This window comes from Paenibacillus sp. OK003 (assembly GCF_900109515.1).
Lineage (GTDB): Bacteria > Bacillota > Bacilli > Paenibacillales > Paenibacillaceae > Paenibacillus > Paenibacillus marchantiae.
On record NZ_FOBD01000014.1, the window covers coordinates 21774 to 48185 of the forward strand.

The following is a 26412-nucleotide window of genomic DNA, read 5'->3' on the forward strand; positions in this document are numbered from 1 at the left end:
TCTGGGGATAACAGCGATTGGAAGGTTGTTCTGTCATCGGAGTGTCCCGTGTAAACATCTTGGTTCAACTTGTATAACAGAAGTCGAAAATTGGTACGCATTTTGTGATATTTCTCGGGAAATAAATCGGCTGTGTTTCGCCATGAAACGCGAAGCCATGGGACATTAAAGGAGGAGCATATTGTGAGTATCAAAAGAGCGCTGGTCAGCGTATGGGATAAAACAGGCATCGTGGATTTTTGCCGCGAGCTGTCGCAAATGGGTGTGGAGATTATTTCGACAGGAGGTACAAGCAGTCTGTTGTCGAAGGAAGGCGTACCTGTCATCGGAATTTCGGATGTGACCGGATTCCCGGAGATTATGGACGGACGTGTTAAAACATTGCATCCAGCAGTGCATGGTGGTTTATTGGCTGTTCGTGACAGCGAAGAGCACAAGCGCCAGATGGAGGAGAATGGACTGGATTATATCGACCTTGTTGTTGTAAACCTGTATCCGTTCCAGGACACCATCGCCAAACCGGACGTAACGTATGAGGACGCAATCGAGAACATCGATATTGGTGGTCCAACCATGCTTCGTTCTGCTGCCAAAAACCATGCTTATGTTAGTGTTGTTGTAGACACAGCAGATTATGGCAAGGTGCTTGAAGAGGTCCGCAGCAATGGAGATACCACACTCGAGACACGCAAACGGCTTGCGGCAAAAGTGTTTCGCCATACAGCGTCATACGATGCAGTTATTTCCGATTATCTCTCCAACCTGAACGGTGATCCACTGCCAGAGCGTCTGACGGTTACTTACGAAAAACTCCAGGATTTGCGCTACGGCGAAAATCCACATCAGCAGGCGGCATTCTACCGCAAACCGCTGGCAGCCCAAGATACGTTGACAACAGCCGAGCAATTGCACGGCAAAGAGTTGTCCTACAATAATATCAACGATGCGAACGCAGCCTTGCAGATTGTCAAAGAATTTGAAGAACCGGCAGTTGTGGCGGTTAAACATATGAATCCTTGCGGCGTGGGTATTGGCGAAAGCATCTATGAAGCTTATGGCAAAGCTTATGCGGCTGATCCGACCTCTATCTTTGGTGGAATCGTGGCAGCCAATCGCATTATCGATAGCGATACAGCGGCTAAACTGAGTGAGATTTTCCTGGAAATCGTACTGGCTCCTGACTTTACACAAGAGGCACTCGACATCCTGACCAAAAAGAAAAACATTCGTTTGCTCAAAACGGGTGAACTGAACGCTGCCCGCAATCGGGAGAGTAAGTTCGTGGTAACCTCCATCGACGGCGGCATGATCGTGCAACAAAGCGACGTGCATTCCATTGAAGCTAGTGAGCTCAAGGTAGTTACAGATCGTGCACCATCCGAAGAGGAACTGAAACAGCTGTTGTTTGGCTGGAAAGTGGTTAAGCACGTGAAATCCAATGCAATCGTGCTTGCTGCAAACGACATGACTGTGGGTGTAGGCGCAGGGCAAATGAACCGTGTTGGCGCAGCCAAGATTGCTATTGAACAAGCTGGAGAACTAGCCAAAGGTGCCATTCTGGCATCCGATGCGTTCTTCCCAATGGGCGATACACTGGAACTTGCAGCCAAAGCTGGAGTTACAGCCGTTATTCAACCAGGTGGTTCGATCAAGGACGAAGAGTCCATCAAAGTAGCAAATGAATATGGCATTGCCATGGTATTCACAGGGGTTCGTCACTTCAAACACTAGAGCGAAAAAGGTTTAAATAAGGGGTGTCGCCAGTCATACTTATGACTTATGGTACACCCCCTCTTTTTTAGGTTTTGCAACACGCATTAGCGTAACAAATCCAGTTATGCACGGAGGGGAACAGAAGAATGGATATTCTGGTAGTAGGCGGCGGTGGCCGGGAACACGCAATCATATGGGCACTGGCGAAAAGCCCGAAGGCAGGCAAGATTCATTGTGCTCCGGGAAATGCAGGCATTGCACAGCTTGCTGAGTGTCATCCGATTGCGGTAAATGAATTCGATAAACTGACGGCGCTTGCTGTAGAGCTTAACGTGGGATTGGTTGTAATTGGGCCAGACGATCCGCTCGCAGACGGCATTGTGGACGCTTTTGATAATACAGGTATTCCGGTATTTGGACCACGCCGCAATGCAGCAGAGATCGAGGGCAGCAAAACGTTCATGAAAGACCTGCTGCACAAATACAATATTCCGACTGCAGCCTATGAGAAGTTCGACAATTACGAGCAAGCGCAGACTTATCTGAATGAGCAGGCCATCCCTGTGGTAATCAAGGCCGATGGGTTGGCGGCTGGAAAAGGTGTTACTGTAGCCTATTCCCGTGATGATGCTGACCAGGCACTCCGCAGCATTATGGTGGACAAAGTATTTGGTGAAGCAGGAGCCAAAGTTATCATCGAAGAATTCCTGGCAGGTCAGGAAATGTCGATTTTGGCTTTTGTCGATGGGGAGACCGTTCGTCCGATGGCTGCTGCACAGGATCACAAACCGGTATTCGACAATGATCAGGGGCCAAACACGGGCGGAATGGGTACGTACTCACCATTGCCACACATTCCAGCCTCCATTATTGAAGAAGCGGTAGAGACGATTATCAAACCAACAGCCCAAGCGATGGTATCCGAAGGGCGCCCGTTCCGAGGTGTATTGTTTGCCGGGCTGATGATTTCACCAGATGGTAAACCCAAAACGATTGAGTTCAACGCGCGCTTCGGTGATCCCGAGACACAGGTTGTATTGCCGCGTCTGAAGAGTGATCTGCTCGACATTTTCTGGGCAACTGTGCACGGGAAATTGGCGGATATCGAGATTGAATGGAGCGACGAAGCCGCTGTATGTGTGGTGCTTGCATCTGGAGGCTATCCTGGTCCATATGCAAAAGGTGTTGTCATTGAAGGACTGGATCAAGTCGACGAAGCAGTGGTATTCCATGCTGGAACAGCACGCAATGAATCTGGAGAATGGGTCACCAATGGTGGACGGATTCTGGGCGTTGTGGGTCTTGGCTCTGATATTGCCGAAGCCAGAAATAAAGCCTACGTTCAAGCGGAACGTATCCATTTTGACGGTAAACATCAACGTTCTGATATTGCTGCCAAAGCGTTGGTATAACTAATTCTAATGAATTGTAACTTGATAAAGTGAAACCTGAGGGTCCGTAAAGATGTACACCGAAAAAGGTGTTTGCATCCTGCGGGCCCTTTTCAACGTATACATGATTATGGTGTCATTGCTGGACGTGTAACAGTGCGGATGCGGTAAAGAAGAATGGCTGTAAATAAAGACCCCTAGCAGGTTTAATCGACTAAAGTAAAGGGTAACATTTCTATAAACTGGTCTATACTAATTATGTGAACCATATCACATAAAATGAACTGTAGATGCGAGAAAGACCACATACATAAAAGTTTATTTTGTGAACTCATTTTATAATCTACATTCCGAACCATAACGTGCAACTGGATGGTTTGGCGTAGAACATGTTATACTTTTCTGAAACAGGAATGAACAAGAGGGGAGGTGGATATCTATTGGGAAGGCGATATTGTAAACTGTCCAAATGGAGAATTTTGGTGGAGTAAATCGAGAAACAATGACAGCATGAGGGGGAACCCTGTTTTTAGTGAAGTAGTTTCTATAAGTGATTGACTTCATCCTGAATTCCTGTTTTGCAATTTTACAGGGTCAAAGTATAACCTATACACACTTTATCTTTTCGATTTCATATAAGGCATACGCCATATTGAACGTCAATCAGCTGTTGAATGGTTAACCAAGTTAACCGATGACGCTGTAACTATCTCTGGAGGTGAATCCCTGAGAAGCGGGGAAATCATTGGACATAATCACCATATTAAATATTGCATTACTCATTATCTTGATTGCGTTGACCGCATTTTTCGTTGCATCTGAGTTCGCTGTGGTTAAGATTCGTACATCAAGAGTGGATCAACTGGTTGCCGAGGGGAATAAAAAAGCCATATTGGCCAAAAAAGTAGTCTCGGACCTCGATTATTATCTTTCAGCCTGTCAGCTCGGTATTACCGTAACTGCCCTTGGATTGGGAGCGCTCGGAAAACCGACGGTTGAAAGATTGTTATATCCGGTATTCGATTACCTAAACGTATCACCTTCGATCTCATCAATTGCTTCCTATGCGATTGCCTTTATCCTTGTCACGTTCCTGCACGTTGTGGTTGGAGAGATGGCTCCCAAAACGATGGCAATTCAATTTTCGGAAAAATTGACGCTGTTGCTCTCGCCGCCTCTATATTGGTTTGGTAAAATCATGTATCCGTTCATCTGGGCGCTCAATGGAGCCTCACGTGTTATTCTGCGGGGATTCGGTGTGAAGCCTGCCGAACATGATCAAGCATACTCGGAGGACGAGATCAAAATCATCATGAACCAGAGCTATGAAGGTGACGAGAACAACAAGACCAAGCTTTCATATCTGGAAAATGTCTTTGTGTTTGATGAACGTGATGCCAAAGACATCATGGTGCCACGTACGGAACTGGTGACATTAAATCAGGATATGACCTATGACGATATCATTCCGATATTGGATGAGCATAATTATTCGCGTTATCCCGTCATTGAGGATGGGGACAAGGACCGAATTGTCGGTGTAGTGAATGTGAAAAAGATTTTGCCCGACATGGTTGCCCTTAGGGAGCACCAACTTATCGATTTTGTTCGGGAGATTCCTTTCGTATCTGAAGTTACAAGTATCCAGGATGCGATGATCAAGATGCAGCAGGAACGCGTGCACATGGCTGTGGTCGTGGATGAGTACGGAGGTACTTCGGGAATCATTACAATGGAGGATATTCTGGAGGAGCTTGTCGGCGAGATTCGGGATGAGTTCGATGCTGATGAAGTTGCTGACATTCAGGTAACCGGAGAGAACCAATATCTCATTAACGGCCGGGTGCTGCTGGATGAGTTGGAGCGGCAGTTTGGGATTGTCTTTGAAGGCAACGAAGAAATGGATACCGTGGCCGGATGGATTCAATTCCAGAAGGGTGTCGGTGTGGAACAAGGCGATACGGTAGAACACGGTGATTATGTCTGGACCGTTGTGGACGCAGAAAATTTTCACATTAAGCAGGTGCTGCTTGAACGTGTAAACGGTGCTCAGGTCGAGGAATCTTCCAGTGATCTGGCGTGATGTTGGTTCGATCATGACTGTAATCTAGGGTTTGACTGCCCATTTGGCTACTGCCCTCAGAATTTAAATGTTTTGGCAACGCAGCAGTGTAGGGGACGGAATCGATTCTGAAGAAGCGTAGCGTTCGCGTTTGTAAACCAATTTTACACTGCAAAAACGTTAGAGATTTCAAATCTGTTTTGCGATAACGGAGAGGACAGAAAAGACTGAAAGAGCGAAGCGTCCGCCTTTATCACCGGATTTTCTCCTCTTAAATATACAATCAAAAAATCTGGGGATAACAGCGGTTGGAAGGGTATTCTGTCATCGAAGTGGCTAAGCAATTTTATTTGAAAAACTTAATTAAAATGATTAACTTGGAGGTGAATCCCTCATTTTGAGGGAAATCATTGGACGGAATAATAGCCTTAAACTTATTTTTAGTAGCCGTATTTATCGGCCTGACCGCCTTTTTCGTTGGAGCGGAATTTGCAATTCTGAAAGTACGGATGTCCCGAATAGATCAGTTGATCTTGGAAGGGAACAAAAAAGCGGTATTGGCCAAAAAAGTGGCTCACAATCTGGATTATTATCTATCTGCGTGTCAATTGGGTATCACGATCACAGCACTGGTATTGGGTGCGTTGGGCGAACCTACTGTTGAGAAAATGCTGCATCCGCTGTTTGAGCGATTGGAAGTCCCAGCCGCATTATCCACAGTACTTTCGTACGGGATTGCCTTGGCAATTATCACGTTCCTGCATGTCGTTATCGGTGAATTGGCACCGAAAACACTGGCGATCCAGTTTGCAGAGAAGATGACACTATTGCTTGCACCCCCGCTGTACTGGTTTGGTAAGATCATGAATCCGTTCATCTATGCCCTGAATGGGGCTGCTCGTCTATTGCTTGGAATTTTCGGTATAAAACCTGCCGGTCACGATACAGTTCACTCCGAGGAGGAACTGAAGCTGATTATGGCACAGAGTTATGAGAGTGGAGAAATTAATCAGACAGAGCTGGACTACCTCAAAAATATTTTTGCTTTTGATGAGCGTTTGCTTAAGGAGATTATGATCCGCAAAGAAAAAATCGTTACGCTGGACAAAGAAATGCCGCTGGATCGTATGATCGAGGTTCTAAAGCAGCATGAATATACACGTTTCCCAGTGATCGAAAAAGGAAATCAGGATCAATTCATTGGATTTATCCATACAAAGGAAATGCTTACGAGTGTTGCCGCAGGCCGGGAATTCAATATGGATACGTTTGTACACGACATGTTAAAATTTTCGGAGTTATCGCCGATTAAGGATGTCTTGGTCCAGATGCAGCAAAGTCGTTCCCATATCGCAACGGTGCATAATGCAGAAGGGGAAACAGTTGGTCTGGTTACGATGGAGGACATTCTTGAAGAAATTGTTGGAGATATCAAGGATGAGTATGATGGCAAAGATTTGGTTCAACCGACTAAGCGATTAAAATTAACCTAAATTGTAATGCGAAATTATAAGGGCCGATGTTGTGCGGCGGCAATTGAATAAGGTTCAAGGAAGACAGGTTTCCGAGTGATCGGGGCCTGTTTTTTTGCCCAGGTCAGGATACTCAAATGGCATTTCAGCAGTTTAAAGTCCATTAATATCTTAACTTTAAAACAAAAGCTTGCTTATTTAGTTCCAATGGATTAATATAAATTTAAAGAATCTTAATTTAAAGATAAATAACACAAAGCAATGCCTAACTAACTGCTAAATATAACAATGAACCAAATAAAACCAAGGGAGTGGAGATTATGTTCAGAACTTCAGGAATCCATCACGTAACGGCTTTTGTAGATGATGCACAGAAAAATGTTGATTTTTATGCAGGTGTATTGGCACTGAGACTGGTGAAAAAAACAATTAACTTTGATGCACCAGATGTGTACCATCTGTATTATGGCAATGAGGATGGGGCACCGGGTACTATTATCACCTTCTTCCCACAGCAGAATGCCAGAAGAGGAGTTATCGGTGCAGGACAGACGGGTGTTACCGTATATGCGATTCCGGTAGGCAGTCTGCCATTCTGGAAAGAACGTCTGACCTCCTTCGATATTCCATTTGAAAATAAAACAAGATTTGGCGAGCAGTACATTCGCTTCTTCGATAAAGGCGGTCTCTTGCTCGAATTGGTCGAGCGTGATGGAGGCCAGCCAAGTCAGTGGGCATTCAACGGTGTACCGTCTGAACATGCCATCAAAGGTTTTGGTGGAGCTGTGTTATTCAGCCATGTACCTGACAAAACAACGGATGTGCTGACAACGATGCTCGGTCTGGAGCAGGTAGGAGAAGAGGATGGAATCATTCGTCTGCAGGCGAGTGGTGACATCGGTCAACTGATCGACATTCAATCGACTGGAATCCAGCGGGGAATTGGCGGAGCAGGCACGGTTCACCATATCGCATGGCGTGCAAAAGATTATGTCGAGCACGAACAAATGCAGCAGGAGCTTCAAAAAGCCGGATATCATCCAACTCAGGTCATTGACCGTCAGTACTTCAACGCTGTGTATTTCCGGGAACCGGGAGGTATACTGTTTGAACTGGCTACTGATCCTCCAGGATTTGCACGGGATGAACCACAGGAGAGCATGGGCCAAAAGCTGATGCTGCCTGAATGGTATGAACCACAGCGTGAGCAGATTGAACAGTTGCTGCCACCTATTCAAGTACGTGAATGGAAAGGAGAGTCCAAATCATGAGTACTACCAATACAATGAAACATATTTATAAAGCAGGTTCTCAGCCAGATGCTCCCACCCTTTTGTTGCTGCACGGGACAGGTGGAACGGAGAACGATCTGGTAGGTCTGGCCGAGATGATTGCCCCAGGAGCAGGTATTCTGGGGGTGCGTGGTAACGTATCTGAAAATGGAATGCCTCGTTTCTTCCGCCGTTTGGCGGAAGGGGTGTTCGATGAAGAGGATCTCATTGCACGGACAGCGGAGTTGGGTTCTTTTGTGGATGCAGCTGCTGTGGAGTATGGCTTTGATCGTGCCAATGTCTTCGCACTGGGCTATTCCAACGGAGCAAACATCGCAGCAAGTCTGATCTTCCATCAGGCTGACGTATTCAAAGGAGCGATTCTGCACCATCCGATGGTACCGCTTCGCGGTTTGGAATTGCCAGACCTGAAAGGGCTGCCTGTATTCATCGGCGCAGGAGAGAACGATCCAATTGTGCCGAAACGAGAAACGGATGAACTCGCTTCATTGCTTAGTGGAGCAGGCGCAGCTGTGCATATGCATTGGGAGCGGCAGGGACATCAACTGACTCGTACCGAGGCTGAAGCTGCTGCGGCTTGGTTTAAGACTCAGGTTTGAAAAGTTTGACTGGCTGCTTAAATACTGCATTTTGAAAGGGATGTCCCATAGGTCATGAAAATGACGGGGACACCCCTTTTTTGCCGTTTTTAAGGTTTAACGAACCGAGCAGCATGCTACTCGTGCCAATTTCTACGATCCACTTTTTAATGAATCAGAGCGACACTATGCCTTGTCCTAAAGTATGGAATAATCTATAATCAAGTAATTGATAATGATTTTCAATTAGATACGGTTTGTTTGCGAATGGTAAATGATGCGAGCTCAGGCGCAAGAACAGAACAAAAGTGATACAATAAAAAGAAAAAGCAATGCTTGCATTGCCAACCAAGATAAGCGGAGTGTGGATAAGAGATGAAACCAGTGGAACAAGAACCAACGGGAACTGCCAATCCCGGCCGTACCGGTGTTGGCATGGAAGATATCGTGCGCGCACATCATGTGCTGCGTGAAGTCATTGTAAGAACACCGTTGCAGCGGGATGCTGTATTGTCGGCCAAATATAACTGTAATGTGTATCTTAAACGGGAAGATCTACAGGTGGTACGTTCGTTTAAAATTCGCGGAGCTTACAACATGATTCGTAGTTTGACCCCTTCTCAACTGGAGAAAGGCATTGTCTGCGCGAGTGCGGGTAATCATGCGCAGGGAGTTGCTTTCTCCTGTAACGCGCTCAGCATCCACGGGAAAATCTTCATGCCAAGCACAACTCCTAACCAGAAGGTGAAACAGGTACGTCGATTTGGTGGAGATAATGTTGAAGTTGTGCTGACAGGTGATACGTATGACGATGCTTATGAAGAAGCTATGCGTGCGTGTAATGAACAGGGCATGACGTTTATCCATCCGTTCGATCAGCCGAAGATCATTGCGGGTAATGGTACGGTGGCGATGGAAATCATGGAGAGTCTGGATGAAAAAGCGGATTATGTATTCGTCACAATTGGTGGCGGCGGTCTGGCTGCTGGCGTTGGAACCTACATGAAGACGGTTAGCCCGGAAACACGTATCATTGGCGTAGAACCACTTGGCGCGGCTTCCATGAGTGAGGCCATGTTCCGTAAGCAGGTTGTCACGTTGGATGATATTGATAAATTCGTGGATGGTGCTGCGGTGAAACGTGTTGGTGACCTGACCTTCGACATCTGTAGTGAAACGTTGGATGACATTGTGAAGGTGCCTGAGGGCAAAGCCTGCACGACCATTTTGGAGCTATATAATGAAAATGCTATCGTTGTGGAGCCTGCCGGTTCTCTAGCGGTTGCTGCACTGGAGCAGTATCGCGAACAAATTGCGGGTAAGACGGTTGTCTGTGTGATCAGCGGAGGCAACAATGATATCGATCGGATGCAGGAAATCAAAGAACGTTCGTTGATCTACGAAGGTTTGAAATATTATTTCATGGTCAATTTCCCACAACGTGCGGGAGCTTTGCGTGAATTCCTTGTGGAAGTATTGGGACCCAATGACGACATTGCCCGTTTTGAATATACGAAGAAGCATGATAAGGAAAATGGACCTGCCTTGGTGGGCATCGAGCTGATGTACAAGGAAGATTACCAGCCGCTGATTGAACGTATGAATCGTAAAGGCCTCGCGTATACCGAGCTGAACAAAAATCTCAATCTGTTCAACATGTTAATCTGATGAATCATTCCAATGTGAAGTCGGACCGTAGTGAGGCGCAGCCTCTGTTGAGACCTGCTCGCAAAGAAGATGCGGCACAAGTCATCCCTTTGCTTTATCAGGCGATTGGTGATATTGCCTATGCTCTGGCGGGTGAAGGTGAGCATGAGAAAGCGATGCAGATTTTGCAGCAATTTTACGTGCAGGAAGACAATCGGATCAGTTATCGCAATATTACGGTAATGGAGCAGGACGAACAGGTCGCTGGAATCCTGGTAGCGTATGATGGCGGTGAAGCAGATCTTCTGGATCAGCCAATACTGGATCGGCCTGGTCGGAGTACAGATGAGAAATATACGTTGGTCAAAGAAACCCGTCCCGGGGAGTATTATCTGGATACTCTATCCGTAAGCGAAGCGTATCAGGGACAGGGCATCGGCAAGGCATTGATGGCTGCTTTTGAGCAGCAGGGGAGGGAACTTGGACACTCCCAGGTGTCTCTCATTGTTGAACGTGACAATGGGCGGGCCTTGATGTTGTACGAACGGCAGGGCTATATCAAGGATGAAGTCATTGTCATTGCTGGACATGAGTATAACCATATGGTTAAGCCAATTCTGTAGTTCATGCATCCGAGTTAGCCTGGTGTAGGAGATTCAATTGAAATTCAATTCATCGATATCCACAAAGAAAACCGACATGGGATCGAATCCTATGTCGGTTTTCTTTGTGTGCTTTATGTGCTTCAGGTGATTAATACCATGCATTATTTAATAGCCGGCATCGGCCCCGTTCGGAATGTTCTGTTCCAGCCATTTCTCCACCGCAGCTGTTTTCTCATATTTCGCTTCCTTAACGACATCCATAAAGGCATCCAGCTTGGTGAGGAATTCACTATCGACGGATGCAAGACGCTGCAAGACGCCGTTGTAGCCTCTTTGAGCATTCGCAACCATTTTGTTCGTGTCATAATCAAACAGCGGTGTGTTGTTCAGCCCATAAAAGGTATACAGGGTATAACTGTTCAGCAAATCCTGCACCTGCTTGGCCCGATTCGATTTCGGATAAAGTTCCAGAAATCTTTCCTGGCTGAGTGCTCGAAGGAGAATTTCCTGATAGCCAATGACCAGAGCTCCGTCATCCGCAGGCAGGTTTTTCGTTTCCTTCATCATGATGATGATGTAGCTTGAAATATCCTCTGTAATATCAGAGGTATATTTCACGAGTGCCGCATAATTCATAATGGGATAGAGGGAGCCTTCGAGCATGACGAGGCGATAACCGCTGTCACGGGCTTCTTTTAACAGTGTACGCAGATCGGAATCCTGGGTACGCTCCATGAGTTTGGTGAAGCTGTCGTTCGTTTGGTATGCCTTGAGCATCTTATCCTGAACGTTAGGAACGAGCAAGCGGTCCGTCATGGAGGTTAGAGCCTTCAGACGTGCATTCTCCAATTGAAGCACCATCAGGGTGGCGTGATGCTTTGTTACTTTTTTGATATTGGATTCGAGAAAGGTGTCAGCGGCGGGTAAGCCGTTCTTTTTTTTGAGCATGGACTGAAATGTTTTATATATGGCGGTTGAACTGCTGGTGGGTACTTTGGTATCCGGGCTTGAAGGAGCGGCAGTAGCAACTCCGGATGTAGCTGCGGTTCCTGTGAAAATTGCAGCAATGGTAAGGAATGTGAGGAAGAATCGCATCCCTTTGCGTTGTCCATATAAATACGATGATGTCATCTGTGTGAACCTCCCGTAATTTTAAAAATAATAGGTTGTTATTCACTATACATTAAACGAATTTAGGAAGGATGTTGTTGCGGAATAATGACAAATTCTTCTGTTATTTTTAACCTTTGGAGGGTAGATGGTGGAAGGACATTTCTGCGAAAATATTTTTTGTGGGATTGGAAACTTTTACTGATGTTCATACGTCTTAGATGTGCACAGGAAATTACAGGAATAAAATGAAATTCAAAACGATTACATTTTAACTTAAACAATGAAGAGAATGGGGATATTGGATATGAGAAAAGCTGGAGGACGTCAAGTGAAAAAGGTGATGTCAGCACTGGCCGTGTCGGCTATGTTGATGTCTGCACTACCAACGTCGGTTATGGATGCAGCTGCAAGAATCAGCATTTATATTAACGATGCGGAGCTCTCGTCCGCACAGGCACCTGTCATGAAAGGTGGACGTGTACTGGTTCCGTTGCGGTCCATCTTTGAAGGATTGGATGCAACAGTAGAGTACACCAACAGAACTAAAACCATTAAGGCTAGCCGGGGTGACCAAGAAGTCTCGCTGACGCTGGGTTCCAAAACGGCTTACATCAACGGCGAAGCGATCGCACTGGATGTGCCAGCGAACACCATCAAAGGAAATACGATGGTTCCGATTCGTTTTGTCAGTGAAGCTTTTGGAGAGAAAGTATTCTGGAATTCCCGTAATCAGCGGGTAGATATCAAAACAACGTCCACACCTCCTGTGGATGAGACGCAATATGCAGCATGGAACATTTACGGTTCAGTATCTGGAAGCAATGGGGATGGACGTGACCTAACTGTAAGCTTCACACGCCCCACATCCGAAAAAGCTGTATCCCAGTATCGTGTGATGCTGGTGAAAACCCGTGATGTAAACAGCTTTAATGAGTCTGCGGCATCGGTTGTGCCATCCGGTAATTACACATCCATTTCTCCAAATGGCACTGATCCAAGATTGACGTTGAATGCCCAGACACGCGACGTGAACGGGGATTTGTTAAATACAAGTGAAACCTATCGTCTGTATGTACTTACAGTGGGGAACAGCAACAACGGCTACAAAAATCAGCTGGCGTGGTCTTCCCAGTCTTTGAAACTAAACAATGTGAAAACGACGGTTCAACCTGTGACAGGTCTGCGGATCGCAGATATCAGTGATTATGGCGATGGACGTGACCTGGAAATTAACTTCACACAGCCGAGTACAACATCCAATATTACGTATTACCGTGCTTTTGTAGTCAAGTCGAAAGACGCTTCTTCATTCAACCTGACTACGGCCAATAATGTGTCCAGTTCGAATTCAACCATTATTTACAAAGGTAACAGCACAGCGGTTAAAACCCAGCTCAGTTCCTCGACGCGTGATACATCCGGGGAATTGATCAAAAACGGCACATCCTATGTCGTGTATATTGTATCTGTGAGCTCCAATGCGGCAACAGCAGACAATAAACTGTCCACTGTATCATCTTCACTTACGCTGGGCGTAAACACAGCAACAGCACCAGTCATCACGCAAGTGAAAGACAATTCGGATTATGGAGACGGTCGTGACATTCAAGTGAGCTTCAACCGTTCATCCGATGAGTCCAAAGTTGCTAATTATCGAATTTTCGTAGTGCGGAACTCGGTATCCAGCAGCTTTAATCTGACTACGGCGAGCAATCTGTCTTCCAGCTTGTACTATAACGTGAACAAAACAGGCAACAATATTACAACAACACTCCCATCCTCCATGAAGGACACAAGTGGGTATAACGTAACGAATCTGCAAGATTATCGGATCTACGTTATGGCTGTAGGTAACCAGCAGAACGGCTATACTAATGCGCTGTCTTCCTCCTCGACGCTGTTGAGACTGACAACGAACAGTAATGCTGGAGTTGCAAGCAACATCGGTGTGGCTGATGTGAGTGACTACAACGATGGACGTGACCTGAAGGTTTCGTTTAATAGAGCTTCGGATGAAACTAACGTTTCAGCGTATCGGGTATATGTGGTACGTTCTGCTTATGCAGGCAGCTTCACACTGAGCACGGCTAACGCATCGAACAATTATTATCAGGTGAGCAAAACGGGTGGAAATCAGTCATTTACTCTTCCGAGCAGCGCGGTAGATACTAATGGATCTCGAATCTCTAATGGTGTTTCTTATCGTGTGTTCGTCCTGTCGGTAAGCAATAGCGGCAATTCCAGCCAGAATGCATTGTCATCTTATTCTTCACAAATTACGCTAGTACAGAACTCGACTGTGGCCGCTCCGACCTACGTGAATGCAGCGGACATCGGAGATAATGGAGACGGTAGTGATTTGCAGGTGACATTTAATAGATCGTCTAATGAGACGAATGTTTATCATTACCGTGTTTTCGCAGTCAAAACGGCGAATTTGGGTGGGTTCGATTTGGCAGAAGCAAATCGGAATCCAAACTATAAAGTTGTGAATAAAGCTAGCGGAAGCGGAAATTATACTTTGACTTTAAAGGATGTAAAAGCAACAGATGGTACAGATATTCGAAATGATGAAAACTATCGTATATTTGTGCTCGCAGTAAGCAATAACAGCAACTCTTCCAATGTGCTGTCCACAGCTTATGCTGATATTAAATTGTCTGTAACAAGTGCTGTTGGAGCAGTTAAAATCACTGATGTAGAAGTTAAAAATGAAGAGCAGGCTGCTGGCGATGCAACGGATGTAACTTTGAAATATACGGAACCAGCTTCAAAGGTAGGGATCAGTCGTTATGTTGTAATGATTGCCCCGACTGGAAGCACATTTAATCTAAGTATGGCAAAGAATATTGCATTAGCTAATGATAGTAGATCTGTAGAGTTAAATGGAAGTCCGGTTTTACTTTCAAATGCTCTGCTTGACATTAACGGTAAAAATATTGAAGCAGGTAAATCGTATACTGCATATATTTTATCAGAGTCCTCCGACAGCAAACGTGATTCAAGCATAGCTAAAGCTACTTTCATAATTAATGCTAAAAAACAGTCACCAACATTTGTAGAGAAGGTAGCAGATGTGAAGGCAACGGCAACCGATACTTCGATTAGTGTAAGTTTCACCAAGCCAGGTAATGAAACAGGAATTTCTCGTTATGATGTGTACGTTGTTAAAGCTAAGAGTGGTTCAGGTGATACTGGAACAGCTTTAGAAAGAGTGAATATTGGTAGTAACCCAAGAACAGCAACTGTGAATATTGGAGTTTCCTCCAATGATTCAGACGGTTCAGTTTTTGAAGCGGGAGAATACAAAGTTCTGGTAGTTTCTGTGGCTAGTGATATTACGAAGTATAAAAACAATTCAGAAGTAGCTACATTTCCAATTCCGGTAGCTCCTACGGGTACAGACCAAGGGAGCAACAATACACCAGCAACTGCTGGAGATACACCATCTTCATAATAATAGAGAAAGTTTAACGTTGAATAAGTTGAGTTAGTTCTTTTTGATGAGCTCCAGAAGTAGTGGAGGGGACGGAATCGATTCTGAAGAAGCGGTAGCGCTCGCCTTTGTCTCCGAATTTAAACCTTATAGAGGTTGAATCAAAAAAAATTTGGAGACAACAGCGATCGAAAGAACGATCCGTAACCGGAACGGCCACTCCAAGAACCAACAATCTTATCTTTCAGTTATGTTAACAACTCAGGCTCCCTTTCCAAAAGTGAAGGGGAGTTTTTCTTAATCTCAAAGGTTGTTCTGCTAATGTAGTGAATTCTCTGAATCAAATATACTGCACTATAAAATCCTGTTACCAAAAAGGTTCCTTTGGCTGTTGCTGCATCGAGTCAACCGATGGATAATAGGAGAAAGAAGAGCATGATCCGAAAGGAATGATGGAATGCTTGCATTTCGCTTGACCGGCCTGCCGGATTCCCGGTTGCCTCTGTATCTGTATTGTGTGGGAACACAAGAAGAGAAAGTTCAATTTAGACCGGATGGATTTCCGGTGTATCAGCTTTTTTTGTTACGCAGCGGCAAAGGGGAATTGAAAGTTCCGGGTGAAGGAGTGTGGACAGTGTCGGCGGGTGAACTGTTCGTGATGGAGCCTGGGGTGGCCCATGAGTACATTCCGCATTCCAAAACACATGGGGAGCTTGGATACATCGGCATTGGTGGAGAGGCGGCGGGGGCGGTGCTTCGGTCGGCGGGACTGCTGCCGATGAGGCCATGGCGCTTGTCGGAATTTGAACAGTTTTGGTCACGTGTTACGGACATCTGGCACTCGCTGGACAATGGGATGACTGAAATGTGGAACAGCTCAGCGGTCATCTACCAGCTTGTTCTGGACCTGTCCCGGTCCATTCTCCCTCTGCGTGAGGAGACAGGGGAGCGAGTAGCACGGAGTGGATCATTAACACGTTCTGAGCGCGAGTCGGAATCGGCAAATGAAGCATTCACCCGAGCTGTGTCACTGATGCAAACGCACTACCAGGATGATCTGCTGCTGAAGCATGTAGCTGAAGCCGTTGGTTATTCGGTGCAGCACCTGAACCGATTATTTCACCAGAGGCATGGGATAACGGGACACCAGTACATGCAGCGATTGCGTTTGCAGAAGGCGTCCGAATGGTTGGACAAGCACCCACAAGCAAGTGTAAGAGAGGCTGCGGAGACAGTTGGTATGGAAGTGAACTACTTTATCCGCATGTATAAGCGAGAGTTCGGAGAGACTCCGGGCAAGGAAATCAAGCATCGCATTCAGCTCAAAATGGAGAAAGACTCTACGGGCCCTGTGGATCATCTATATGAAGTATGACAAGGTCATCCTTTCGGATATGGATTCAGTTTCAAACGAGCTACTGACTGTATGTAAGGTTACTCATAAGGTGTGCACGTGATCACCTTTACCTCTGATAGATAAAGAGCAGTATGAGCTTTTTCTGAACGGTCTGAAAATAAAAATAGCTGTCGAGAATTTCTCAACAGCTGGTTGGGGGCCATTAGGGCCCCTTTTTTGACACTCGATATTCTATTTCATCACCGAATTGTCGTACTTCATCTTCGCACACCACATAACTGGGATATACCCAATGCTGCTGCCCACAAAGGGCACCAACATCCTTATGCTTTCTTTTGTCCGAATAGTGGTCTCAACGTAGCCAATCCCACAATCCCGATTACGAGACTAATCCACGGAGCCAGCGTAAATACGGGAAGGCTGTCACGCAGCGGATATCCTACAAATAAGACAAGCACAACGATAACGATATAGATGACGATTCCGCGAAGATTGACCTGTGGTCTGGCCGTCTTGTCTGCTCCCTGATCATCTGGACGCTCAGCAAGGCGGCGAAGCATTTCAACCAATGCAATACCTCCAACCGCCGCAACGATTAGGGAGAACAGGCTGATATGGCTAAATGGTTCCGTATCTCCACCCGTCCAACCAATAAATAGCCCAACTGCACCTTGAATCAGCATGACAAAAGACAAAGCTGCCCAGGAGATCATGAAGTACCATTTGGGCGTCCGTTTAACTTGATCCTTAGTCTCCGCAGGCTCGGCTTCAACTGCTGCTGCCTTCTTGGCTGACGTACTGGTTTTATTGGATTTGCTTCCGCCCCGTACGGCCGTACTTGAAGCTCTGGATGAGTCCATATTTGATTCACCAGCAGTTGCGGACGGATTATTGTCTGCTACTCCTAGTTGTGAATAGATATCCTTTTGCATATCAGGTCCATATAACTCACGAGCAGGCTTGCCGTCACGCTGAGCTTGTACGATGGCTCTTCCAGCCGAGAGAATCCATTCTTCCTGCGTTCTCTCATCGGCAGGTGCTTGACGCGCAATGGTGCTGATCTGATCGAACAGTTTTACATGTTCCGGTGTCATCTTACTCATTTCGGTCATTTGCCGATTCTGTATTTCTTTCAACTTCTTATAGGAAATCCCCAATGATTGCTCCCCCTGTCTACACACGTTCTGATCCCCGGTGATCTGGAGACCCTGACGGTATTTTAGTATACGGGAAGGGCTCTCGTTTCGCAAAGTCATTCCTTATAAAACAACTGTTTACGATTCGACCATAGCCCTGCGCAGGCCAGAATGACACAGGTGCATAACAGCACCAGTTTTCCGTGACTACGAATCCATTCCAAGATGTGTTCCATGAATTCAACCCTTTCGCCAGAAGGAATCAGAGGCAAATGTTGGCTATAATATTTTGCTTAGGTTCTCCGTGGTTCGCCATTAATATGCGTAAGTGCTCGTCAAGTTCTAACGATTGTGTGAAGAATGAATAAAGTACAGCCGATTCCACCACAATAGTAGCATTTCCAACAGAAACCAGGGATTGGAGTGTGGCAGGTATGGATCAACAAACGGATAAACTAACAAGGAAGCTGCTGCTGAATAGCAACTCTCGTGGAGTAACAGATGAGGTTGTGCCAATGGAAGAGACGTTGGAGGATGTTGAATATGCGGAAGAGTATACAGATGGAACCTTTCAGTCTGGGAGCTTCTGGGGGAGCTCGAATTCGGTTCATGAACATGATTGGCAGGGTAGAGTGGAGACCCATGAGATGTTCCGTCGCAGTTATGAGTAGTGACTTTAAGTATTAGAAATGATTCGAGTCAGCTGTGGTCAGCTTGGCTCATTTTTTTTGCGAAATTACCGATAAAATGTAGACAAGGTACGTCTGGAACTAGACATTTCCTCACGTTGACTTGAGGTTCACAGGATGATAATATACTATTATCATCTTAATACACATTAAACTTATCGGATTTATATATAATTAACAAAATGAACATGAGCAGGGAAGAATGGAAAGGGGAAATGGGCATGGAGCGTCAGATCAGTGTTCGTCATGGGCAAGAAGAATTAACAGCCACGATTCATTATCCGGTCGTCAAAGACATCAAGGAGGGAAATCACCAACAGCGCGTGCCTCTTGCTATCATCTGCCATGGATTCGTAGGAAGTCGGATCGGTGTGGATCGTCTGTTTGTGAAGACCGCCCGTGAGCTGGCCGAAGATGGATATTTGGTGCTGCGCTTCGATTACATCGGCTGCGGGGAGAGCAGCGGTGAGTATGGAGCTGAAGGACTTGAATCCATGATTACCCAAACACGTTCTGTGCTGGACTATGCGGTAAATTGCAGTGATGTCGATCCAACCCGTGTAACGCTGATCGGTCATAGTCTGGGTGGAGCTGTTGCTCTGCTGACTGCTGTCCGCGACAAACGGGTCAAAAATCTCGTCATGTGGTCATCTGTGGGATATCCGTTCAATGATATTGTGAAAATTACCGGACGTGATGTGTACGATGAAGGGGTGAAGCTGGGATCTGCTGATTATCTCGGCTACAAGTTTACACCAGCATTCTTTGAATCACTGGCTGAACATCAGCCATTCCAGGAAGCCGTTAAATTTAACGGGGATGTGCTGGTGGTGCACGGTACGTCAGATGAAATCATTCCTGTCGATTACGCGTTCCTGTATCAAAAGGTATTCTGGATGCGCCAGGAAGGCCGCTGCGACAAGGAGATTATATTCCAGGGCGATCATACCTTCTCTTCCGGTAAAGAGCGTGAACAGCTAATTACGCGTACGAGAGAATGGCTGGGAGAGCGTCAAAAGATTGAACAGGATTGGCAGCACTGGATGATTTAAGAGGGCTAAATATCAATCTCTATGATTAGGCTGGAGCATTCTATAGCCAACATGGATTGGTCCATAAGGCAACATGCGCGTCCAGATTGCATCTGATTGGGATGTTAGCTTGGAAAAGCGCCTTCTTCGGGGTAAAATAGAAGGGTAAGCATCCTATCCGTGTCTGGAGGTTGGCAGCAATGACATTACCCGCACTATTCATTGCGCATGGTTCTCCCGCTCTGGCGGTGGAGAGCAATGACTACACTCAATTTTTGAACCAGCTTGGAGACAGGCTGCCGGCTCCGAAAGCCATTGTTGTATTTACGGCGCATTGGGATCGTCCCGAACCGTCCGTGACAATGGATGATACACATCAGACCTTGCATGATTTTTACGGATTTCCCTCTAATATGTATACAATGAATTACCCTGCGCCTGGTCAGCCAGACCTTGCTAATGAGATCTGCGCTCTGTTCACTCGTAGTAATCTTCCTCATCAGCCGGTTCGAGGCCGGGGATTGGATCACGGGGTATGGGTACCGCTGTTACACATGTATCCAGAGGCCAATATTCCTGTTATTGCGGTATCTGTCGACTCGTTGCGTTCCCCGCAGGAACAGTATGATATAGGCCGGATGCTGGAGCAGCTGCGTCATGATAATGTGCTGATCATTGGCAGCGGCGGAACAGTTCATAACTTGCGCATGCTTGGCACTAATGATGAACCGCAAGACTGGGCAGTGGAATTCGATAACTGGATTGGCGAGCGGCTTGAGCAGTGGAATACAAGAGAGCTGTTTCAATATGACAAAAAAGCGCCCCATGCCCGCACAGCAGTTCCATCTTATGGAACGGAGCACATTGCGCCTTTGTTCTATGCTATGGGTACGGCCGATATGTCACGATCTGCAAAACGTCTATTTCAGTCGTATCCTTACGGTACGCTCAGTTTGAACTGCTGGCAGTTTGGTGACGACGTATAACTCGGAACAGACAAGAGTACGTGAACAGGTCTGAGGGTTGTATTTTGCAAAAAAATACGTTGTTCTTTGACCAGACAGACTTAGGTTATGAATGAGCTGAACCAAAAAAGGTTTCTGCGGCCAGCGTAATGGGCTTCAGGAACCTTTTTGTATGACTTGAGCATTCTGCAAATGAGTATAATCACTTGCGAATTTCGAAAAGCTCACATGCTGTACGCGAGTGATATGCCAGTTCACTTACACTGGACTGAACAACAACGGTATTGCTGTCAAAACGGATAATGACGCCACCGGAATCAATCTGGTGATTATCTTTAAAAACACGGACTTTGTGCTTCATTTCCATAGCTTCCTGGAAGTCTGCATCGGTCTCAAGACGGCGCTGGGTTGGCATGTCATGTACTCCTTTGATTGTAATCGATCGATATGTTCATCATAATACGTGTTTCTGTCGATGGGCAAGTCAGATGACATACAAGCTTAGATAAAAAAACAAAAAAGTCCTGCTCTCCAGGGGGAGGGGAGCAGGACCGGGAAAAGTATATTTAATATTTAGGCTGTTTTGTGCGTAGGGTTTATCGTTGGTGTGTCTTTAGGCAGGCTGCCTTTATTGCGAGTGAACAATCCGCGGAGGTAAGGCATTACCCAATGATCCAAACCGATTTTACCAGCGTTCGCACCAGCGACTACAAGGAAGACTTCCATCAGAACTAATTGAGCATTCGTGCTTACTGTTCCCGAGAAGAGGAACGCGAAGTTCATGACCATCGCCATCAGTGCTGCCAGTGTTGTAAAGCACCCAAGAATGAGACCCAGACCTACAAGGAATTCACCCAGCGGGATGATGAAGTCGAACAGTCCTGCATTTGGTACCGCGAATTTCTCAAGGAAGGTTGCCCACCAAGCTTGCACCGCCGGGTGATCACCAGTTGCTTTTTCTACAGCGCCTGCAAGGAATCCGCCAGCTTCGAATCCACCTGTTAATTTGCCCCAGCCATGTGTCATCCAGTCGTAACCGATATACACCCGAAGTACTGTCAAAATCCACATTGCCACTTTGTTTTCTCTAAGCCATTGGTTGAAGCTGAACATATAAACCACTCCTTCATGGAATCTAGTGTGTGTTGTTGTTTTTTGTTTTTCTAAGTGATCACCTTTGATGTCTTTATTGTATAGTTCATAAGTCATCTTGTTTGTGATTATTATCACAATCTAGTTCAAATTTTAAGTAAGGTTTGAGAAGTTCACATTTAGGACATATTTTTCATCCTGTCTTAAGTTTCAAACGTAAAAGACAGGGTATGAAATGCTCTCCTTATCGAAGACAAATGGTGCTGTGTGTGATTAAATGGAAAGAAATACGTGAAATGGTCACCTACATAAGAGCAACTACAGCCTAGATTTCAGCCATATCGTCCAGGAGGTTCATATATTGAAGCAATTGAAATGGAACAAGATGATTTCTGCGGCATCGCTGCTTATTCTCGCCTCAAGTCTGGTTGCTTGCCAGAATAAGGAGATGGTTCAAATTCCGAAGCCGGAGTCCGTTCCTACACCCGTACAGGAAGAACAAGAGACAGAAGAACCTGCCACGTCGCTCTACACAGCGCCGCTGACGGGTCTGCCTGTTGATGAAGCCATTACGCGCCGCCCACTGGCGGTTATGATTAACAATGCTCCAGCAGCGCGGCCCCAGTCAGGTCTGAGTGCGGCAGATATTATGATCGAAGTGCTCGCTGAGGGAGGCATTACCCGTTTTATTGCCATCTTCCAAAGTGAAGGCGGGGCAGACACGGTTGGACCTGTGCGCAGTATCCGTCCGTATCTGATCGAGCTTGGTGAGAGTTACGATGGGGTATTGGTTCATGCGGGCGGCAGCCCGGATGCCTATTCCATTTTGCAAAAGCAGCAGAAACAGCATATGGATGAGATATCGAATAGCGGCCCTTATTTCTGGCGTTCCTCCGATCGTAAAGCACCGCACAATCTGTACACGTCGGTGGACAAGCTAAGAGAAGGTGCGGACACCAAAGGCTACAGTCACGACTTTAAGTCCCCTATATATACGTATAACGAGGAAGGTGCCACCTCTGCCGGGGAGTTGGCCAAGCAGTTCGATATTCATTATTTATTGGAGAGTTACCGGGTCACGTATGATTATGATGAAGTTAGCGGACGATATATGAGATTGGTGAATGGGAAGGCAGATCAGGATATGGATAACGGCAATCCGATCGGAGCGGCGAATATTATTGTAGCGGGTGCGGATCACAAGGTGCTCGATAATGTGGGCAGATTGTCCGTTAATTTGGAGCAGGGCGGTGAAGCCATGCTGTTTCAGAAAGGCAAAATGATTCGAGGGCAATGGGTCAAAAAGCCGGGTGATATTATTCGATTTGTACAACATGGGTCCGAAGTTGCTCTTGTTCCTGGGAAGACTTTTATCAGTATCGTTCCGAATCAGCCTGACTTTGCAGGGCATGTCGAAATTCAAAAATAATCCAATTTGAAGAGAAATGTAAACGCAGTGTAAAATTTCATCATCATTTTTCCAGCCATTCCAAATAATTAAGATTCATTTCAGATTTCTGTGATAAGAATATAAAAAAGGATCATGCCTTATGTACAAACCGTGAAACATTTATGATAAGATATCAAAGGTTGTCATTTCATGTTTCATCGGTTATCGGCAATTTCTCGTAAAGGGGATAGAGCTATGAAGCTTAAGAAGAAGAAGGATATATTTTTTGAGACACTAGAGAACATGGCAGATACGGTCGTGCAAGCGGCTGATTATTTCTCCCAACATGTTTCCAACCTTCAGGATGTGACTCTTTTTGCCAATGAAATGAAGAAGTACGAGTCCCAGTGTGATGATTATGTTCATACCATCATTACAGAGCTCAACAAGACATTTATCACGCCGATCGAACGCGATGATATTATGGAACTGACAACGACACTTGATGACGTATTGGACGGGCTCGAAGCAACGGCTTCCCGTTTCTATATGTACCAACTGACTGACCCGGACGAATATATCGTTCAATTCGCTGAAATTTTGCGCCAATCGGCTTACGAAATTCAGAAGGCCATTCATTTGCTGTCTCAGAAAAAATTGCTGGCGATCCGCGAGTACACAATTCGTTTGAACGATCTGGAAAACCAGGGAGACGAAGTGCTGCGCAACTGTATCAAGAACCTCTTCGCTACTGTGCCTGATCCGATTGAATTGATCAAGCGCAAAGAAATCTACGAGCGTCTTGAAACAACAACGGATGCTTGTGAACATGTTGCCAACGTGCTTGAATCCATCATCATGCGTAATTCTTAAGGAGCCAGAGAATAATGGAAACAACGATTTGGGTATTGGGTATAGTCGTCTTCCTTGCACTGGCGTTTGACTTCATCAACGGATTCCACGATACGGCGAATGCCATTGCAACTTCGGTCTCGACACGAGCACTGACACCACGCCGAGCTATTCTTATGGCTGCGGTGATGAACTTTGTCGGTGCCATGATGTTTACGGGAGTTGCGAAGACGATTGGGGGGAGTGTAACCGACCCCACCACGCTGGATAACGGGATCGAGGTCGTCATAGTCACCTTGATCGCGGCGATTATCTGGAACCTGGTTACATGGTGGTTTGGTATTCCGTCCTCTTCCTCACATGCATTGATTGGAGCCCTTGCAGGAGCTGTACTCGTTGGCGCAGGCGCTGATAAAGTCAAATGGAGTGGATTTATTGACATCGTCGGAGGATTGTTATTATCACCTCTGATTGCATTTGCCATCGGTTATGTGGTCATGACCATTCTCAAATATATTTTTGCCAAACGCAGTCCGCATAACGTGAACAAAGGTTTCCGTACGGTACAGATTTTCACAGCAGCGCTTCAGGCGTTTACGCATGGTACCAATGATGCGCAGAAGGCGATGGGGATTATTACTTTTGCACTGGTCGCAGCAGGCGTACAGGATCATCTGGATGTTCCGTTGTGGGTTAAAATCTCCGCGGCAACAGCGATGGCGCTTGGTACTTCCATCGGTGGTTGGAAAATCATCAAAACGATGGGAACCAAAATTTTTAAAATTGAACCGATTAACGGATTTGCAGCAGATCTATCAGCCGCATCTGTTATTTTCACGGCAACGTTGCTTCACCTGCCGGTGAGTACAACTCACGCAATCACATCTGCAATTCTGGGTGTTGGTTCCGCGAAACGTTTCTCAGCCGTGAAATGGGGACTTGCCGGACGTATCATTATTACGTGGTTCATTACAATTCCGATTACCGGGGCGCTGGCAGGATTGTTATACTGGATCATTTTCTAATTCGAAAAAGTGTTTCGGGACATATGCTGCGTTTCAGACAAGCTGTTCATAACGTTGTGAATATCGGGATATGTGGACAATTATACAACCAAAAAGAAGAGACGCCTGTGCATGAACGTGTGGACAGGCTGGATATGTGGATAGCCATCCGTGGAATGATAAACCAAAAGAAGATATTCCTGTGGATACAGGAGACTGTGGATAGGGAAATGAGAGAAGCCAACAGGGTTGGCTTTTTTTGTTGTCGCGTTTGCACGATAACGTGTGTATAATGGGCTGTTGCAGGAGACGGTTCAATGGTTAAAGTTGTACAATAACGTAAAGGATACAAGACAAGGACGTGGTCTAATTTATGATTCGTACACTCGCCATCTCACGGGATCATCAGGTATCGGTAAATGTATCGCTGACACAGCTGGATCTGCAGGATTACGCCTGGGTATGGGCAGATTTCAATCAGCCTTCCGAAGAGGAAAGCCAGTTGCTGGATACATATTTTCATTTTCACCCATTAGCTATTGAGGATTGCATGCATGTGTTGCAGCGACCCAAGCTCGATTATTATGACAATTTGCAGTTCCTCGTGCTGCATGCACTCAATCCGACCACATTGGAAGCGGAAGAGGTAGACCTGTTTCTGGGTGCAAACTTCCTGGTATCCTATCATCACGGGGCACTGGAGGAAGTCGATGAAGCTTGGGAGAGGTTGCTGCATCATGCGCACGAACGAACCATCTGGGCTCGAGGCCCGGTGGCAGCTGCATATACGGTGATGGACAAGCTGGTCGATCATTATTTCCCGTCTCTGTTTGCCATAGAGGATGAGCTGGCTGAACTGGAGAACCGGGGCGGCAAGGAGTCGGTGGAAGACCTGATGAATCAGGTGTTCGACTTGCGCAGTCGACTGCTGAAGCTTAGACGGACGGTAGTGCCTATGAGGGATCTGCTCTATCGGGTAGTCAATTCTCAGCATGTGCAGCGAACAGGGGAGCATACCGTTTATTTTACTGATATCTATGATCATTTGTTAAAGCTGACAGACATGATTGAAGCTGATCGGGAAATGACGGCGGACCTGCGCGACAGTTACATCTCCTTGAATTCCAATCGAATGAACCAGATTATGAAGACCCTCACCGTGATTACAACAGTCTTTATGCCACTGACGCTGATCGCAGGGATCTATGGCATGAACTTTGCTTATATGCCTGAGTTACAATGGAAGTTTGGGTATGGAGCGGTGCTGCTGCTGATGTTTGTTCTGGGCGGAAGCATGGTGGCCTGGTTCGTGAAGCGGGGCTGGTTTAAGTAAGGAAGAATAGAACTTGATAGCAAGTGAAGAGTTAGCGGTCTGCAAAGATCGCTTCTTTAGCCTGTTTAGGATGTGCATAAGAGGGCAATTAGGAGTACATATAGATTCGTTTCCGGAATAGATGTCCACATGTGGATAAGATACATCAGGAAGCATCCTGTGCATAACTTAAGCTTGAGGGGAATTAGGCTGTTACGAACAGGGTGAAAATAGTAAAAGGCATCTTCAGTACTGAAGACACCTTGGGGAATTGC

The 26412-nt window shown here is 46.0% G+C and carries 21 protein-coding genes; 17 read left to right on the forward strand and 4 right to left on the reverse strand.

What is annotated here, in order from left to right:
• Nucleotides 1-183 precede the first annotated feature (183 nt).
• From purH to BMW94_RS21000, 8 genes are all read left to right on the forward strand, one after another.
• Nucleotides 184-1731 carry a bifunctional phosphoribosylaminoimidazolecarboxamide formyltransferase/IMP cyclohydrolase gene (gene purH / locus BMW94_RS20965; RefSeq protein WP_091000874.1) on the forward strand — a complete coding sequence of 516 codons (1548 nt, stop codon included), beginning with the start codon at nt 184-186 and terminating at the stop codon, nt 1729-1731.
• Nucleotides 1732-1859: 128 nt separating this feature from the next.
• Entirely contained in the window at nt 1860-3125 is a 1266-nt protein-coding gene (purD, locus tag BMW94_RS20970; protein WP_091000875.1) for a phosphoribosylamine--glycine ligase, read from the forward strand.
• A gap of 724 nt (nt 3126-3849) precedes the next feature.
• Entirely contained in the window at nt 3850-5187 is a 1338-nt protein-coding gene (locus BMW94_RS20975) for a hemolysin family protein (RefSeq protein ID WP_091000876.1), read from the forward strand.
• Between the two features lie 389 nt (nt 5188-5576).
• A complete protein-coding gene (locus BMW94_RS20980) occupies nt 5577-6659 on the forward strand; it encodes a hemolysin family protein (RefSeq protein ID WP_091000877.1) in 1083 nt (360 codons plus the stop codon).
• Between the two features lie 296 nt (nt 6660-6955).
• Nucleotides 6956-7909: a ring-cleaving dioxygenase gene (locus BMW94_RS20985; RefSeq protein WP_091000986.1), complete on the forward strand. Its 954-nt coding sequence runs from the start codon at nt 6956-6958 to the stop codon at nt 7907-7909.
• A 14-nt stretch (nt 7910-7923) separates the two neighbouring features.
• The gene (locus BMW94_RS20990; RefSeq protein WP_091000987.1) at nt 7924-8529 is read left to right on the forward strand and encodes an alpha/beta hydrolase; all 606 of its coding nucleotides are present in this window, start codon (nt 7924-7926) and stop codon (nt 8527-8529) included.
• 354 nt (nt 8530-8883) lie between these two features.
• A complete protein-coding gene (gene ilvA, locus BMW94_RS20995; protein ID WP_091000878.1) occupies nt 8884-10176 on the forward strand; it encodes a threonine ammonia-lyase IlvA in 1293 nt (430 codons plus the stop codon).
• Nucleotides 10176-10778: a GNAT family N-acetyltransferase gene (locus BMW94_RS21000; protein ID WP_091000879.1), complete on the forward strand. Its 603-nt coding sequence runs from the start codon at nt 10176-10178 to the stop codon at nt 10776-10778. The genes ilvA and BMW94_RS21000 overlap by 1 nt, the downstream gene beginning before the upstream one ends.
• Nucleotides 10779-10925: 147 nt before the next feature.
• Here BMW94_RS21000 and BMW94_RS21005 read toward each other — a convergent pair whose 3' ends face one another.
• On the reverse strand, nt 10926-11891 hold the full coding sequence (locus BMW94_RS21005; RefSeq protein ID WP_091000880.1) for a hypothetical protein: 966 nt from the start codon (nt 11889-11891) through the stop codon (nt 10926-10928).
• Nucleotides 11892-12177: 286 nt separating this feature from the next.
• Between BMW94_RS21005 and BMW94_RS21010 the strand changes: the two genes are divergently transcribed.
• Complete coding sequence (locus BMW94_RS21010; protein WP_175480789.1) at nt 12178-15330, forward strand: copper amine oxidase N-terminal domain-containing protein; 3153 nt, start codon at nt 12178-12180, stop codon at nt 15328-15330.
• A gap of 436 nt (nt 15331-15766) precedes the next feature.
• A complete protein-coding gene (locus BMW94_RS21015) occupies nt 15767-16684 on the forward strand; it encodes an AraC family transcriptional regulator (RefSeq protein WP_091000882.1) in 918 nt (305 codons plus the stop codon).
• A 305-nt stretch (nt 16685-16989) separates the two neighbouring features.
• Here the strand turns inward: BMW94_RS21015 and BMW94_RS21020 are convergent, their stop codons facing one another.
• Entirely contained in the window at nt 16990-17823 is an 834-nt protein-coding gene (locus tag BMW94_RS21020) for a DUF1129 family protein (RefSeq protein ID WP_091000883.1), read from the reverse strand.
• A 413-nt stretch (nt 17824-18236) separates the two neighbouring features.
• Between BMW94_RS21020 and BMW94_RS21025 the strand changes: the two genes are divergently transcribed.
• The 3 genes from BMW94_RS21025 (at nt 18237) to BMW94_RS21035 (ending at nt 20508) form a co-directional block, all read left to right on the forward strand.
• Nucleotides 18237-18473, forward strand: coding sequence for a hypothetical protein (locus tag BMW94_RS21025; protein WP_091000884.1), 237 nt, complete (start codon nt 18237-18239; stop codon nt 18471-18473).
• A 239-nt stretch (nt 18474-18712) separates the two neighbouring features.
• Nucleotides 18713-19543 carry an alpha/beta hydrolase gene (locus tag BMW94_RS21030; RefSeq protein WP_091000885.1) on the forward strand — a complete coding sequence of 277 codons (831 nt, stop codon included), beginning with the start codon at nt 18713-18715 and terminating at the stop codon, nt 19541-19543.
• A 179-nt stretch (nt 19544-19722) separates the two neighbouring features.
• On the forward strand, nt 19723-20508 hold the full coding sequence (locus BMW94_RS21035) for a DODA-type extradiol aromatic ring-opening family dioxygenase (protein ID WP_091000886.1): 786 nt from the start codon (nt 19723-19725) through the stop codon (nt 20506-20508).
• Between the two features lie 181 nt (nt 20509-20689).
• Here the strand turns inward: BMW94_RS21035 and BMW94_RS21040 are convergent, their stop codons facing one another.
• Nucleotides 20690-20902 carry a hypothetical protein gene (locus BMW94_RS21040; protein WP_076291601.1) on the reverse strand — a complete coding sequence of 71 codons (213 nt, stop codon included), beginning with the start codon at nt 20900-20902 and terminating at the stop codon, nt 20690-20692.
• A 158-nt stretch (nt 20903-21060) separates the two neighbouring features.
• On the reverse strand, nt 21061-21600 hold the full coding sequence (locus tag BMW94_RS21045; RefSeq protein ID WP_091000887.1) for a DoxX family protein: 540 nt from the start codon (nt 21598-21600) through the stop codon (nt 21061-21063).
• Nucleotides 21601-21940: 340 nt separating this feature from the next.
• On the opposite strand from BMW94_RS21045, the gene BMW94_RS21050 reads away from it, so the two are divergent.
• From BMW94_RS21050 to corA, 4 genes are all read left to right on the forward strand, one after another.
• The gene (locus BMW94_RS21050) at nt 21941-23008 is read left to right on the forward strand and encodes a DUF3048 domain-containing protein (RefSeq protein WP_091000888.1); all 1068 of its coding nucleotides are present in this window, start codon (nt 21941-21943) and stop codon (nt 23006-23008) included.
• Between the two features lie 216 nt (nt 23009-23224).
• The gene (locus tag BMW94_RS21055; protein ID WP_062327047.1) at nt 23225-23842 is read left to right on the forward strand and encodes a DUF47 domain-containing protein; all 618 of its coding nucleotides are present in this window, start codon (nt 23225-23227) and stop codon (nt 23840-23842) included.
• A 14-nt stretch (nt 23843-23856) separates the two neighbouring features.
• Nucleotides 23857-24846 (forward strand): inorganic phosphate transporter, encoded by a 990-nt coding sequence (locus BMW94_RS21060; protein ID WP_091000889.1) that lies wholly within the window; start codon nt 23857-23859, stop codon nt 24844-24846.
• A 352-nt stretch (nt 24847-25198) separates the two neighbouring features.
• On the forward strand, nt 25199-26158 hold the full coding sequence (gene corA / locus BMW94_RS21070; protein ID WP_091000891.1) for a magnesium/cobalt transporter CorA: 960 nt from the start codon (nt 25199-25201) through the stop codon (nt 26156-26158).
• Nucleotides 26159-26412 lie beyond the last annotated feature (254 nt).